Below are 13,409 nucleotides of genomic sequence, written 5' to 3' on the forward strand. Positions count from 1 at the left end.
TTAAAAATGGTTCTTAAATGAATCTAGCTCTTTAACAATTTGGAAAGCTGACGAATAACAACAATCCCCATCTCTTTGAGATGCGTTGTTATTCAATTAAAAGTTCTCAAATCCTAATTCTATGAATTAGGTACCAACACACATTCAAGTGTTCTTGGAAATTTGAGTCCGGCAAAATCGTGTCTGCACTCATGATTTGTCTTCACTTTTTAAAAGTGAAAATAAATAGAAAAATGCAGACAACTTTGGTTGTTTAAACAGAGACCCTTTGGGGTTGTATGGTTAAGTGACTAAGCGTACACGGTGGATGCCTTGGCAGTCAGAGGCGATGAAAGACGTAGTAACTTGCGATAAGCCCAGATTAGGTAGTAACAACCATTTGAGTCTGGGATTTCTGAATGGGGAAACCCAACTGCATAAGCAGTTACTGTTAACTGAATACATAGGTTAACAGGGCGAACCGGGGGAACTGAAACATCATAAAGTACCCCGAGGAAAAGAAATCAACCGAGATTCTGAAAGTAGCGGCGAGCGAAATTGGACTAGCCCTTAAGCTTTTAATGAGACAGGTGAAGGCTCTGGAAAGTGCCGCGATACAGGGTGATAGCCCCGTAACCGACATCTCATCATCAGTGAAATCGAGTAGGGCGGGACACGTGATATCCTGTCTGAATATGGGGGGACCATCCTCCAAGGCTAAATACTACTGACTGACCGATAGTGAACCAGTACCGTGAGGGAAAGGCGAAAAGAACCCCTGTGAGGGGAGTGAAATAGAACCTGAAACCGTGTACGTACAAGCAGTAGGAGCACCTTCGTGGTGTGACTGCGTACCTTTTGTATAATGGGTCAGCGACTTATATTCAGTAGCAAGGTTAACCATCTAGGGGAGCCGTAGAGAAATCGAGTCTTAACTGGGCGTCGAGTTGCTGGATATAGACCCGAAACCAGGTGATCTAGCCATGGGCAGGTTGAAGGTTGAGTAACATCAACTGGAGGACCGAACCGACTAATGTTGAAAAATTAGCGGATGACTTGTGGCTAGGGGTGAAAGGCCAATCAAACCTGGAGATAGCTGGTTCTCCCCGAAATCTATTTAGGTAGAGCCTCGGATGAATACTACTGGGGGTAGAGCACTGTTAAGGCTAGGGGGTCATCCCGACTTACCAACCCTTTGCAAACTCCGAATACCAGTAAGTACTATCCGGGAGACACACGGCGGGTGCTAACGTCCGTCGTGGAGAGGGAAACAACCCAGACCGCCAGCTAAGGTCCCAAATTATAGCTAAGTGGGAAACGATGTGGGAAGGCTTAGACAGCTAGGATGTTGGCTTAGAAGCAGCCATCATTTAAAGAAAGCGTAATAGCTCACTAGTCGAGTCGGCCTGCGCGGAAGATGTAACGGGGCTAAGCTATAAACCGAAGCTGCGGCAATGCGATTTATCGTATTGGGTAGGGGAGCGTTCTGTAAGCCGTTGAAGGTGAGTTGTAAAGCTTGCTGGAGGAGGTATCAGAAGTGCGAATGCTGACATGAGTAACGATAAAGGGGGTGAAAAACCTCCTCGCCGGAAGACCAAGGGTTCCTGTCCAACGTTAATCGGGGCAGGGTAAGTCGACCCCTAAGGCGAGGCCGAAAGGCGTAGTCGATGGGAAACGGGTTAATATTCCCGTACTTCTTACAATTGCGATGGGGGGACGGAGAAGGCTAGGTGGGCCTGGCGACGGTTGTCCAGGTTCAAGTGCGTAGGCTTGAGAGTTTAGGTAAATCCGGCTCTCTTTAAGGCTGAGACACGATGTCGAGCATCTACGGATGTGAAGTCATTGATGCCATGCTTCCAGGAAAAGCCTCTAAGCTTCAGATTGTAAGGAATCGTACCCCAAACCGACACAGGTGGTCGGGTAGAGAATACCAAGGCGCTTGAGAGAACTCGGGTGAAGGAACTAGGCAAAATGGTACCGTAACTTCGGGAGAAGGTACGCTCTTGACGGTGAAGTCCCTTGCGGATGGAGCTATTGAGAGTCGCAGATACCAGGTGGCTGCAACTGTTTATTAAAAACACAGCACTGTGCAAAATCGTAAGATGACGTATACGGTGTGACGCCTGCCCGGTGCCGGAAGGTTAATTGATGGGGTTAGACGTAAGTCGAAGCTCTTGATCGAAGCCCCGGTAAACGGCGGCCGTAACTATAACGGTCCTAAGGTAGCGAAATTCCTTGTCGGGTAAGTTCCGACCTGCACGAATGGCGTAATGATGGCCACGCTGTCTCCACCCGAGACTCAGTGAAATTGAAATCGCTGTGAAGATGCAGTGTACCCGCGGCTAGACGGAAAGACCCCGTGAACCTTTACTACAGCTTGGCACTGAACATTGACCCTACATGTGTAGGATAGGTGGGAGGCTTTGAAACCGGTACGCCAGTATCGGCGGAGCCGTCCTTGAAATACCACCCTTGTAGTGTTGATGTTCTAACTTAGACCCGTTATCCGGGTTGAGGACAGTGCCTGGTGGGTAGTTTGACTGGGGCGGTCTCCTCCCAAAGAGTAACGGAGGAGCACGAAGGTGGGCTAATCACGGTTGGACATCGTGAGGTTAGTGCAATGGCATAAGCCCGCTTGACTGCGAGAATGACAATTCGAGCAGGTGCGAAAGCAGGTCATAGTGATCCGGTGGTTCTGTATGGAAGGGCCATCGCTCAACGGATAAAAGGTACTCCGGGGATAACAGGCTGATACCGCCCAAGAGTTCATATCGACGGCGGTGTTTGGCACCTCGATGTCGGCTCATCACATCCTGGGGCTGAAGTCGGTCCCAAGGGTATGGCTGTTCGCCATTTAAAGTGGTACGCGAGCTGGGTTTAGAACGTCGTGAGACAGTTCGGTCCCTATCTGCCGTGGGCGTTGGAAGATTGAAGGGAGCTGCTCCTAGTACGAGAGGACCGGAGTGGACGAACCTCTGGTGTTCGGGTTGTGTCGCCAGACGCATTGCCCGGTAGCTAAGTTCGGAATCGATAACCGCTGAAAGCATCTAAGCGGGAAGCGAGCCCTGAGATGAGTCTTCCCTGACTCCTTGAGAGTCCTAAAAGGGTTGTTCGAGACTAGAACGTTGATAGGCAGGGTGTGTAAGCGTTGTGAGGCGTTGAGCTAACCTGTACTAATTGCCCGTGAGGCTTAACCATACAACACCCAAAGGGTTTTGATGGACTCAAAGCAAGAACAGAATTGAATGTGTAGAGAACACAATAACAGCTTTCCGAATTAAAGAATTTGCTTGGCGACCATAGCGATTTGGACCCACCTGATTCCATGCCGAACTCAGAAGTGAAACGAATTAGCGCCGATGGTAGTGTGGGGCTTCCCCATGTGAGAGTAGGACATCGCCAGGCTTACATTTAGTTTTTAGATTTTAGAAAAATCTAAAGGCAAAAACTTAGACTTTAGAGTCTAACCAGTGCGGAGCGGTAGTTCAGTTGGTTAGAATACCGGCCTGTCACGCCGGGGGTCGCGGGTTCGAGTCCCGTCCGCTCCGCCACTTATTTAAAAACCCAGTCGCTTGACTGGGTTTTGTCGTTTTAGAAGCCCGTTGCTGACGCAACGGGCTTCTTGCGTTTATGGGAGAGATGGAACGGACTGCGTCCTCGGGAACGCTTCGCTATAGATGCGAGAACAGGCTTCGCCCTACGAGAGGTAACTGTTGATATTAAGTTGGTAGAGCCGATGATTTTGTAGGTGTTGACAGGGCTTGTCTCCTAGAAGACACAATCAACCAGTTTTCCAGTTTTCCAGTTTTCCAGTTTTCCAGTTTTCCAGTTTTCCAGTTTTCCAGTTTTCCAGTTTTCCAGTTTTCCCAGTTTTCCAGTTTTCCAGTTTTCCAGTTTTCCAGTTTTCCAGTTTTCCAGTTTTCCAGTTTTCCAGTTTTCCAGTTTTCCAGTTTTCCAGTTTTCCAGTTTTCCAGTTTTCCAGTTTTCCAGTTTTCCAGCTCTCTAATCTTGACGATTAAACATCGCATTTGCAGTCAATGTCTATGAGAGATACAAAAAGAAGTTACTTATATCTAACTGAGGAAACGGTATGTTAGATGCGATTCTTTCGGTCTTGATTGCCTTGTGGAATCAGGATTTTTCAATCCTGCAGAATTCTGAAAGTGCACTGATGATTTATTGCGTTGTCGGAGCCTTGATCTTCCTTGAAAGTGGCTTTATTCCTGCCGCTCCTTTTCCATGTGATAGTGTAGTGGTTCTTTCAGGGACACTTGCTGCAGTTGGAGTTTTGAATCCGATAGCGATATTGCTGTTGATTTGTATTTGTGCTGCTCTTGGTAGTTGGACTGCTTATTTACAAGGGGCTTGGCTAAATCGACTACCTAAAGTTCAAGGGTGGGTAAAAGCAGTACCACAGAATCGCTTAGATCAGGTTGATACGCTTTTAGGTAAACATGGTTTAGTGGCTCTGTTTAGTGCTCGATTTATCCCAGTTGTACGCTCTTTACTGCCATTAATGATGGGGATGAGGGCCAGAACTGTGGTGAAGTTTCATTATTTCTCTTGGCTTAGTGCGATCTTATGGACGCTACTTCTCTGTTCTTTCGGTATGTTGCTACCATCGCTTCCTGAATCTATAAGTAAATACATCACAGCGGGGCTTATGGCAGCGCCAGTCATTACTTTATGCGCTGCACTTTCAAGCATTATTGTCATCAAGCTGCGTAAATCGATGATGAAACCTGTCACGGAAAATGCTCAAAAATAGCTTTAGGTTACCTATGATCCAAAAGCTTTAGATACTAAAAAGGCAGCTTAGTTAGCTGCCTTTGCGGTATAGATGTTTCCAAACCCTATTCTTGCTCTGCTTCTCTATTTTCAGAATCCATCTCTTTTTGGGCAAGCTTAGCCTTTTCAATCATTGGCGTAATGGTCGAGCCTTGAATTAAGATTGAGAACACCACTACCGAGTAGGTCATGACTAGGACAATCTCTTTTACATCGATCAGTTTATCTTGAATAACCCAGATACCAGACGGAATTGACAGTGCCATGGCTAATGCCAATCCGCCTCTTAACCCACCCCAAGTAAGAATCTTGACCGACCAAGGGTTATATTTTCGAAAACGCTTAAAGCCAATGTATGACAAGAAAACACTTAGGTAGCGAGCTGACAAGACTAGAGGTACTGAGAAAGCCATTAGAATCCAGTCTTCTTTATGGAATTCAAACAACAGCATCGACATACCAATCAGCAGGAATAGAACTCCATTAAGGAATTCGTCAACGAGTTCCCAGAAGTGATCGAGGTGATCTTCACTCTCTTTGGAGAAACCAATAAATCTGGTCCAGTTACCAATCATAATGCCAGATACGACCATCGCTAATGGTCCAGAAACATGCAGAACTTCGGCGAAGGCATAGCCTGCTGTCGGTATACCTATGGTCAGTAGGAGCTCCATCGAGTGATCGTCGGTAGCACTGATTAAATAGTGGAACAGTAACCCTAAAGCAAAACCATATAAGATGCCGCCCAGAGCTTCTTGGATAAACAGCATGGTAACACTGCCAACGGTAGGTGCTTCGGTGCCAAAGGCGATGGTAAAGATGGTGACAAAGATAACGAGACCAAAGCCATCGTTAAATAGAGATTCGCCTTCGATTTGAGTTGAGATTCGTTTAGGAGCGTCGAGTTTTTTAACTATGGCCAATACAGCAATTGGATCGGTTGGTGAGATAAGCGCACCAAACAGTAAGCAATAGACTAGGTCGAACTGTATGCCGATAAACTGACAGAAACCATAAAGGACAAAGCCAATAAAGAAAGTCGAGAATAGAGTCGCGCCCAGAGCTAAGGCAGTGATTTCCCATTTTTGATCTTTGAGGTTGGGTAATTTGATACCAAGGCCACCGGCAAAAAGAAGAAAACCCAATATCCCTTTTAGTAGGAAATCTTCAAAGTTAATGCTCGCCACTGTGTTTGAAGCGATTTCTGTTAAATGAAACCAATCGTTTTGACCTGCTACAAGAATCAACAGCGACAGCATCATCGAGCCTGCAGTAATCGCGATGGTGGTTTGCATTTTACCTATCTTGCTGTTTACAAACGCAATCAACATAGCGGCAGCTGATAGGAAACAGAGCGTGTAATAGACCGACATTATAATCTCGACATGTAACAAATTGTGAATGGGAATTTTCTGCCTACTATGTACAAATAGCAAACATTTTTTTGTCATAACTAAGTCATCAATTAACTCTTTTAGACGTCTAGACTCCTTTTTAATGTGTGATAGGATGGAGTGATAACTAAAGGAATGAGGCTGTACCGTGGGAAGTAATGTAAGGCAACAGATTGAAGCTCAATTAAAACAACGTATCTTGCTGATTGATGGTGGTATGGGCACCATGATTCAAGATTACAAACTAGAAGAGCAAGACTATCGAGGTGAGCGCTTTGCTGACTGGCATTGCGATTTAAAAGGCAACAATGACTTACTTGTTCTTTCTCAGCCTCAACTTATTAAAGATATCCATTCTGCTTATCTAGAAGCAGGTGCAGATATCCTCGAAACCAACACCTTCAACGCAACCACTATTGCAATGGCTGACTATGAAATGGAAAGCCTAAGCGAAGAGATCAACTTCGCTGCAGCCAAACTCGCACGTGAAGCGGCTGATGAGTGGACGGCAAAAACGCCACAAAAACCTCGTTACGTTGCAGGTGTATTGGGCCCAACTAACCGCACATGTTCTATTTCACCCGATGTAAACGATCCCGGTTATCGAAACGTTAGCTTTGATGAGCTTGTCGAAGCGTATTCAGAGTCGACGCGCGCTCTGATTAAAGGTGGCTCAGATTTAATTCTGATCGAGACCATCTTCGATACCTTGAACGCTAAAGCGTGTGCCTTTGCAGTTGAAACTGTGTTTGAAGAGTTGGGGCTTAAACTGCCAGTGATGATATCGGGCACCATTACCGATGCTTCAGGTCGAACGCTTTCCGGTCAAACAACCGAAGCTTTCTACAACTCCCTTCGTCACGTCAATCCAATCTCATTTGGTTTGAACTGTGCGCTTGGTCCTGATGAGCTACGTCCGTATGTGGAAGAGCTCTCACGTATCTCAGAGACATTTGTTTCTACTCACCCTAATGCGGGGTTACCTAACGCCTTTGGTGAGTATGATTTATCACCTGAAGATATGGCGGTGCATGTTAAAGAGTGGGCGGAAAGTGGTTTCTTAAACCTGATTGGCGGTTGTTGTGGTACGACTCCAGAGCATATCCGCCAAATGGCTATCGCGGTAGAGGGAGTAAAACCGCGCGCATTACCAGAATTAATCACGGCTTGTCGTCTATCTGGTCTTGAGCCACTGACAATCGAAAAAGAAACCCTGTTTGTTAACGTTGGTGAACGGACTAACGTAACCGGTTCTGCGCGCTTTAAACGTCTGATCAAAGAAGAGCTTTATGATGAGGCGTTAGAGGTTGCACGCCAGCAAGTCGAGAATGGTGCGCAAATCATCGATATCAACATGGATGAAGGCATGCTTGATGCAGAAGCATGTATGGTGCGTTTCCTCAACCTGTGTGCCTCTGAGCCAGAAATTTCCAAAGTGCCTATCATGGTCGACTCCTCTAAGTGGGAGGTTATCGAAGCTGGCTTGAAGTGTATTCAGGGTAAAGGCATTGTTAACTCTATCTCACTCAAGGAAGGTAAAGAGAAGTTTGTTGAGCAAGCTAAGCTGATTCGTCGCTACGGTGCGGCTGTTATCGTGATGGCGTTTGATGAAGTTGGACAGGCAGAAACGCGTGAACGCAAACTTGAAATCTGTACTAATGCCTACAATATCTTGGTTGATGAAATTGGCTTCCCACCTGAAGATATCATCTTCGACCCGAACATATTTGCTGTTGCTACCGGTATCGAAGAACATAACAACTATGCAGTAGACTTTATTGAAGCGGTTGCGGATATCAAGCGCGACCTGCCTTACGCGATGATCTCTGGTGGCGTATCTAACGTCTCTTTCTCATTCCGCGGCAACAACTATGTACGTGAAGCGATTCACGCCGTATTCCTTTATCACTGTTTTAAAAACGGTATGGATATGGGAATCGTAAATGCTGGTCAGCTTGAGATTTACGACAACGTACCCGATAAGTTGCGTGAAGCGGTAGAAGATGTGGTTTTAAACCGACGTGATGATGGTACAGAGCGACTGCTCGATATTGCTGCTGAATATGCAGGTAAAGGCGTCGGAAAAGAAGAAGATGCCTCGGCGCTTGAATGGCGTACTTGGTCAGTTGAGAAGCGTTTAGAGCATGCGCTAGTTAAAGGTATCACCGAGTTTATTGTCGAGGATACCGAAGAGGCGCGAGTTAATGCTAGCAAGCCGTTAGAAGTGATTGAAGGTCCACTTATGGACGGCATGAACGTGGTTGGTGACCTATTTGGCGAAGGTAAGATGTTCTTACCTCAGGTGGTTAAGTCAGCTCGCGTGATGAAGCAGGCGGTTGCTCATTTAGAACCTTTTATTAATGCCTCTAAGCAAGCGGGTTCGTCGAACGGTAAGATTCTGCTAGCGACAGTAAAAGGTGATGTTCATGATATTGGTAAGAACATTGTTGGCGTTGTTCTACAGTGTAATAACTACGAGATCATCGATCTTGGTGTAATGGTGCCGTGTGAGCAGATCCTCAAAGTCGCCAAAGAAGAGAATGTCGATATTATTGGTCTGTCCGGCCTGATTACTCCTTCATTGGATGAAATGGTTCATGTGGCAAAAGAGATGGAGCGTCTCGACTTTGACTTGCCACTGCTTATTGGTGGCGCGACGACATCGAAAGCCCACACTGCGGTTAAGATTGAGCAAAACTACAAACATCCCGTGGTGTATGTAAACAATGCTTCGAGAGCAGTAGGTGTGTGTACTTCACTACTGTCAGATGAGCTGCGTCCTGCTTTCGTCGAGAAGTTAGATGCTGACTACGTCCGTGTTCGTGACCAACACAATCGTAAGAAGCCAAGAACTAAGCCTGTGACTCTTGAACAAGCGCGTGCTAACAAAGTGGCGATTGATTGGGAGAGCTATACACCTCCAGAGCCTGCTAAGCCGGGTGTTCATGTGTTCGATGATTTTGATGTTGCCACACTGCGCAACTACATTGACTGGACGCCTTTCTTTATGACTTGGTCGCTTGTCGGTAAGTACCCAGCGATCTTAGACCATGAAGAAGTCGGCGAAGAGGCGAAGCGCCTGTTTAAAGATGCCAATGATCTGCTAGACCGAGTAGAGAAAGAAGGGCTACTTAAAGCTCGCGGTATGTGTGCGCTGTTCCCTGCTGCAAGTGTTGGTGATGATATTGAAGTGTACACCGATGAGTCACGCACTGAAGTGGCCAAAGTGTTGTATAACCTGCGTCAGCAAACAGAGAAGCCAAAAGGCTTTAACTACTGTTTATCAGATTATATTGCTCCTAAAGAGTCAGGTAAGAAGGACTGGATTGGTGCGTTTGCGGTGACTGGCGGTATTGGTGAGCGCGAACTTGCTGACCAATATAAAGCGGCTGGTGACGACTATAACGCTATTATGATTCAGGCGGTGGCCGATCGCTTAGCTGAAGCGTTTGCCGAGTACTTACATGAACAGGTACGTAAAGACATCTGGGGCTATTCTGCCGATGAGAACTTATCGAATGATGAGTTGATCCGTGAGAAATATCAGGGGATTCGTCCTGCTCCGGGTTACCCAGCTTGTCCGGAACATACTGAGAAAGGCTCTCTATGGGAGTTGCTTAAAGTTGAAGAGACCATCGATATGTCACTGACGACAAGTTATGCGATGTGGCCAGGCGCGTCTGTTTCTGGTTGGTATTTCTCTCACCCAGACTCCCGCTATTTCGCGATCGCTCAGATCCAACAGGATCAAGCGCAAAGCTACGCGGATCGCAAAGGTTGGGATATGCTTGAAGCAGAGAAATGGTTAGGGCCAAACCTTAACTAGTTCTAGATTAGCAACAAAAAGCGCAGCTTATAAGCTGCGCTTTTTAGTCTCTGAGAGTTATGATTAAATCATGATGGTTGCTAAGCCAAGGAAGACTGAAAGGCCGATAACATCGGTCACAGTTGTGAGCGCCATGCCTCCTGCCAGTGCAGGGTCGATGTTCATCTTCTTGAGCAGAATAGGGATGGTTACCCCAGCCACACCAGCGACCAGTAAATTGGTCAGCATTGCGGCGGAAATAATGCCACCTAACATCCAATTTCCTTTCCAAGCGACAACGATACCGCCAATAATCAATGCCCACATGATGCCATTGAGCAGGCCGATTGCAGCCTCTTTCATCAGCAGTTCACGTTTGTTGGCATCACCGATATGACCAAGAGCTAAACCACGGATTACAAGAGCAACAGTTTGGTTACCCGCCACACCGCCCATAGAAGGGACTATGGTCATCAAGACAGCAATTGCCGCCATTTGGTCAAGCGTTGCTTCAAACATGTTTGAGACGGATGCGGCAGCAAGGGCGGCGAGAACGTTAGCACCTAGCCATATACTGCGTTTACGCGCTGATTTTACTACAGGGGCGAAAGTATCTTCGTCATCATCCATACCCGCCATACTCATCATGGAGTGCTCAGCGTCTTCACGGATAACATCGACCACGTCATCGATAGTGATACGACCGACCAAGTGTTGGTTCTCATCGATAACAGGCGCCGAGACCCAGTTACGACGTTCGAATAGGCTAGCAATGTCAGAGTCGCTCATGGTGACATCGATAGCTTCATCGGCATCCTCCATGACATCGCTGATCTTAACGTCAGGCTGAGTGGTTAGAAGGGTTGTGATCGGAAGTTCACCAATCAAACGGCTCTCTTCGTCAATCACGTATAAAGCATCGGTGGCTTCTGGAAGCTCTCCTTTCATACGCAAATAACGAAGCACAACATCGACATCGACATCACCACGAATAGTGATAACGTCGGTGTTCATCAAACTACCAGCAGTGTCTTCCGGATATGAAAGGGCCGTTTCAACCAATAGACGCTCAGCAGCATCCATTTGGGACAAGACTTCGCGAGATACGTCATCAGGAAGGCTTCGGAGTACGTAAGCAACGTCATCCGTTTCCATACCTTCAGTGGCTTCAGCAAGCATCTCCGGCGCCATCTTAGACACCAGATCATCTTTAACGTCTTCGTTTAATTCATCAAGAATTTCACCGTAATCTTCCGGATCGGTGAGTTGCCAAAGGACTTCACGACTTTTACGTGGAGAGGCTTCTAAGAGATGGGCAATATCTTCTGGTTCCATGTCCTGAAGTTGGCGACGGACATGGACAAAACGACCATTTTCTAGAGCTTCGGTAACTTCTTGGAGGGCTTGGTGAGCTTGATCGAATTCTATTTGCTCTGCCATTCATTCCCCCTGACTCTCTATGCTTACAATGCTGTGAATAGTAACTTAATTTTAGAATGTATTTAATAAGTTATTGTGAAGGAGGGTTATTTAGTGCTAATTGGTCGGCGAATTACTCGTCTTCGTCAAACTTGTCTTCAATAAGATGACAAACGGCTTCAAGTGCAGGATGCGCATCGCTACCTTCAGCGCTGATAGTGACATGTTCGCCTTGCGCTGATTCGAGCATTAGCAGCCCCATCACGCTGTCAGCTGTCGCTTCTTTGCCTTCATGATTTTGAATGGTGAGAATGGCATCAAAGGATTGAGCCAGTTCGACTAGTTTTACAGCAGCACGAGCGTGAAGACCTAAACGATTTTGGATTAAGACAGTACGGCTTTGCTGCTGCATAAACTATTCCTTGTGGTTTTTCTCTAGTGAAGCGTGACGAATCTGAACTTGATGCCCCATCTGTGCAAAGTATTCGCCAATTTGCTGAGTCAGGTAGACGGAGCGATGCTTGCCGCCAGTACAACCAATCGCAACGGTGAGATAGCTACGATTGTTTTTCTCAAGCATTGGCAGCCAGTGTTCAATGAACTTTTGAATCTGTTGCTTGAGTTCCATTACTTCATGATGACCTTCCAAGAAGGATTTGATTGGCGCATCTAAGCCAGTTAATGGCCTTAAATCCGGTTCCCAGTGCGGGTTAGGTAAGAAGCGCACATCAAACACGTAGTCTGCATCGCTTGGCAGACCATACTTGAAACCAAAGGACTGAAAGACCATCACAAGATCTTTGCGTTCTCGCCCTTCAACGCGCATACGTACTGTTTCACTCAGTTCATGCAGAGATTGATTACTACTGTCGATCACTAAGTCAGCATGCTCTTTGAGAGGAGAGAGGATACAGCGTTCTTTCTCAATCGCCTGCTCTAACGAGGTGTTTTCAATACTGAGTGACAAAGGATGAATACGACGAGTCTCGCTATAGCGCTTTAATAGCGTCTCTTTGTTGGCATCCAAAAATAGCACGCTGACGTCAGAGCTTTTCTTAAGCTTAGTTAACACGTCTTCGACTAAGTTTGGTTCAGTCGGTAGGTTACGGATATCGATGCTAACGGCGACATTCTGTTTGCTGGTCTGTACCGATTGAACAAAGACTTCAAGCAGGTCGACTGGCAGGTTATCTACGCAGTAGTAACCTAAGTCCTCCAGTACGCGTAACGCAACGCTTTTACCTGCACCGGACTGACCGCTAACAACGATAAGGCGCATTATTGATTAACCATGATGTCGTAGAGCTCTTGGTCTGATTGAGCTTTACGCAGTTGTTTGAGGATCTGTTTGTCGTTTAGACGTTCCGCCATACTCGAAAGTGTTTTTAGGTGCTCTTTACATTGTGCATCTGGCACGAGTAGAGCAAAAAGTAGGTCGACAGGGCGATTGTCAATAGCGTCAAACTCAACAGGCGATTCACACTGTAGCAATACCGCCACAGCTTTATCGCTTGATTGCATACGAGCATGGGGAATGGCTATTCCATTTCCAATGCCAGTACTGCCCATTTTCTCGCGACTGAGCATACATTCAAAAAGTTCGGTTGAGTTTTGCCCCGTTTGTTCAGCAACAAGTTCACTGATCATTTCAAGGGCTCGTTTTTTACTAGTACATTGAACTGCACTTTTGGTGCAGTTCAATGTAAGGATTTCGCTTAGTTGCATGGTTTTAGTGGGCGTTTAGCTTTTCTTTGTGCTTGTTAAGCTGTCGAACAAGTTTGTCGACGAGCGAATCGATCGCTGCATACATGTTTTCATCTTCTGAAGAGGCATGGATTTCAGCTTGATTTACGTGAAGGGTAGCTTCCGCGATTTGACGGAGTTTTTCAACTTTTAATACCACATGAATACTGTTGATATGGTCAAAAAAGCGTTCGAGCTTCTGAAACTTTTCGTTTACGTAGTCTTGCATTGAATCGGTTAGATCAACGTGGTGGCCATTAATATTGATTTGCATAGACTTT

Annotated in this window: 9 protein-coding genes, 1 tRNA gene and 2 rRNA genes; 5 read left to right on the top strand and 7 right to left on the bottom strand. The window is 46.3% G+C overall.

Translation table 11 applies throughout. From position 1 onward, the window contains the following. Window positions 1-280: 280 nt before the first annotated feature. The 3 genes from LYZ37_RS01470 (at window position 281) to LYZ37_RS01480 (ending at window position 3,530) form a co-directional block, all read left to right on the top strand. Window positions 281-3,177: ribosomal RNA gene (locus tag LYZ37_RS01470) — 23S ribosomal RNA — on the top strand. Window positions 3,178-3,268: 91 nt separating this feature from the next. Beyond that, a 5S ribosomal RNA gene (gene rrf, locus LYZ37_RS01475) occupies window positions 3,269-3,384 on the top strand. Between the two features lie 69 nt (window positions 3,385-3,453). Then, window positions 3,454-3,530, top strand: a tRNA-Asp gene (locus tag LYZ37_RS01480). Between the two features lie 168 nt (window positions 3,531-3,698). On the opposite strand, the gene LYZ37_RS01485 is transcribed toward LYZ37_RS01480, so the two are convergent. Continuing rightward, entirely contained in the window at window positions 3,699-4,007 is a 309-nt protein-coding gene (locus LYZ37_RS01485; protein WP_272786196.1) for a hypothetical protein, read from the bottom strand. Between the two features lie 62 nt (window positions 4,008-4,069). Here LYZ37_RS01485 and LYZ37_RS01490 point away from each other — a divergent pair, with 62 nt between their 5' ends. Further along, the gene (locus LYZ37_RS01490) at window positions 4,070-4,747 is read left to right on the top strand and encodes a DedA family protein (protein WP_272786197.1); all 678 of its coding nucleotides are present in this window, start codon (window positions 4,070-4,072) and stop codon (window positions 4,745-4,747) included. Window positions 4,748-4,832: 85 nt separating this feature from the next. Here LYZ37_RS01490 and LYZ37_RS01495 read toward each other — a convergent pair whose 3' ends face one another. Beyond that, on the bottom strand, window positions 4,833-6,140 hold the full coding sequence (locus tag LYZ37_RS01495; RefSeq protein ID WP_272786198.1) for a cation:proton antiporter: 1,308 nt from the start codon (window positions 6,138-6,140) through the stop codon (window positions 4,833-4,835). Between the two features lie 169 nt (window positions 6,141-6,309). On the opposite strand from LYZ37_RS01495, the gene metH reads away from it, so the two are divergent. Continuing rightward, the gene (gene metH, locus LYZ37_RS01500; RefSeq protein WP_272786199.1) at window positions 6,310-9,987 is read left to right on the top strand and encodes a methionine synthase; all 3,678 of its coding nucleotides are present in this window, start codon (window positions 6,310-6,312) and stop codon (window positions 9,985-9,987) included. Between the two features lie 63 nt (window positions 9,988-10,050). Here the strand turns inward: metH and mgtE are convergent, their stop codons facing one another. The 5 genes from mgtE to hpf all read right to left on the bottom strand — a co-directional run bounded on the left by mgtE (window position 10,051) and on the right by hpf (window position 13,402). Continuing rightward, window positions 10,051-11,406 carry a magnesium transporter gene (mgtE, locus tag LYZ37_RS01505; protein WP_004748609.1) on the bottom strand — a complete coding sequence of 452 codons (1,356 nt, stop codon included), beginning with the start codon at window positions 11,404-11,406 and terminating at the stop codon, window positions 10,051-10,053. A gap of 112 nt (window positions 11,407-11,518) precedes the next feature. Then, window positions 11,519-11,797: an HPr family phosphocarrier protein gene (locus LYZ37_RS01510; protein ID WP_004409805.1), complete on the bottom strand. Its 279-nt coding sequence runs from the start codon at window positions 11,795-11,797 to the stop codon at window positions 11,519-11,521. A gap of 3 nt (window positions 11,798-11,800) precedes the next feature. Then, window positions 11,801-12,664, bottom strand: coding sequence for an RNase adapter RapZ (rapZ, locus tag LYZ37_RS01515; protein ID WP_272786200.1), 864 nt, complete (start codon window positions 12,662-12,664; stop codon window positions 11,801-11,803). Next, a complete protein-coding gene (ptsN, locus tag LYZ37_RS01520) occupies window positions 12,664-13,110 on the bottom strand; it encodes a PTS IIA-like nitrogen regulatory protein PtsN (protein ID WP_171326059.1) in 447 nt (148 codons plus the stop codon). The genes rapZ and ptsN overlap by 1 nt, the downstream gene beginning before the upstream one ends. Before the next feature lie 4 nt (window positions 13,111-13,114). After that, window positions 13,115-13,402, bottom strand: coding sequence for a ribosome hibernation promoting factor (gene hpf, locus LYZ37_RS01525; RefSeq protein ID WP_069667687.1), 288 nt, complete (start codon window positions 13,400-13,402; stop codon window positions 13,115-13,117). Window positions 13,403-13,409: the final 7 nt, after the last annotated feature.

This window comes from Vibrio tubiashii (assembly GCF_028551255.1).
GTDB lineage: Bacteria > Pseudomonadota > Gammaproteobacteria > Enterobacterales > Vibrionaceae > Vibrio > Vibrio tubiashii_B.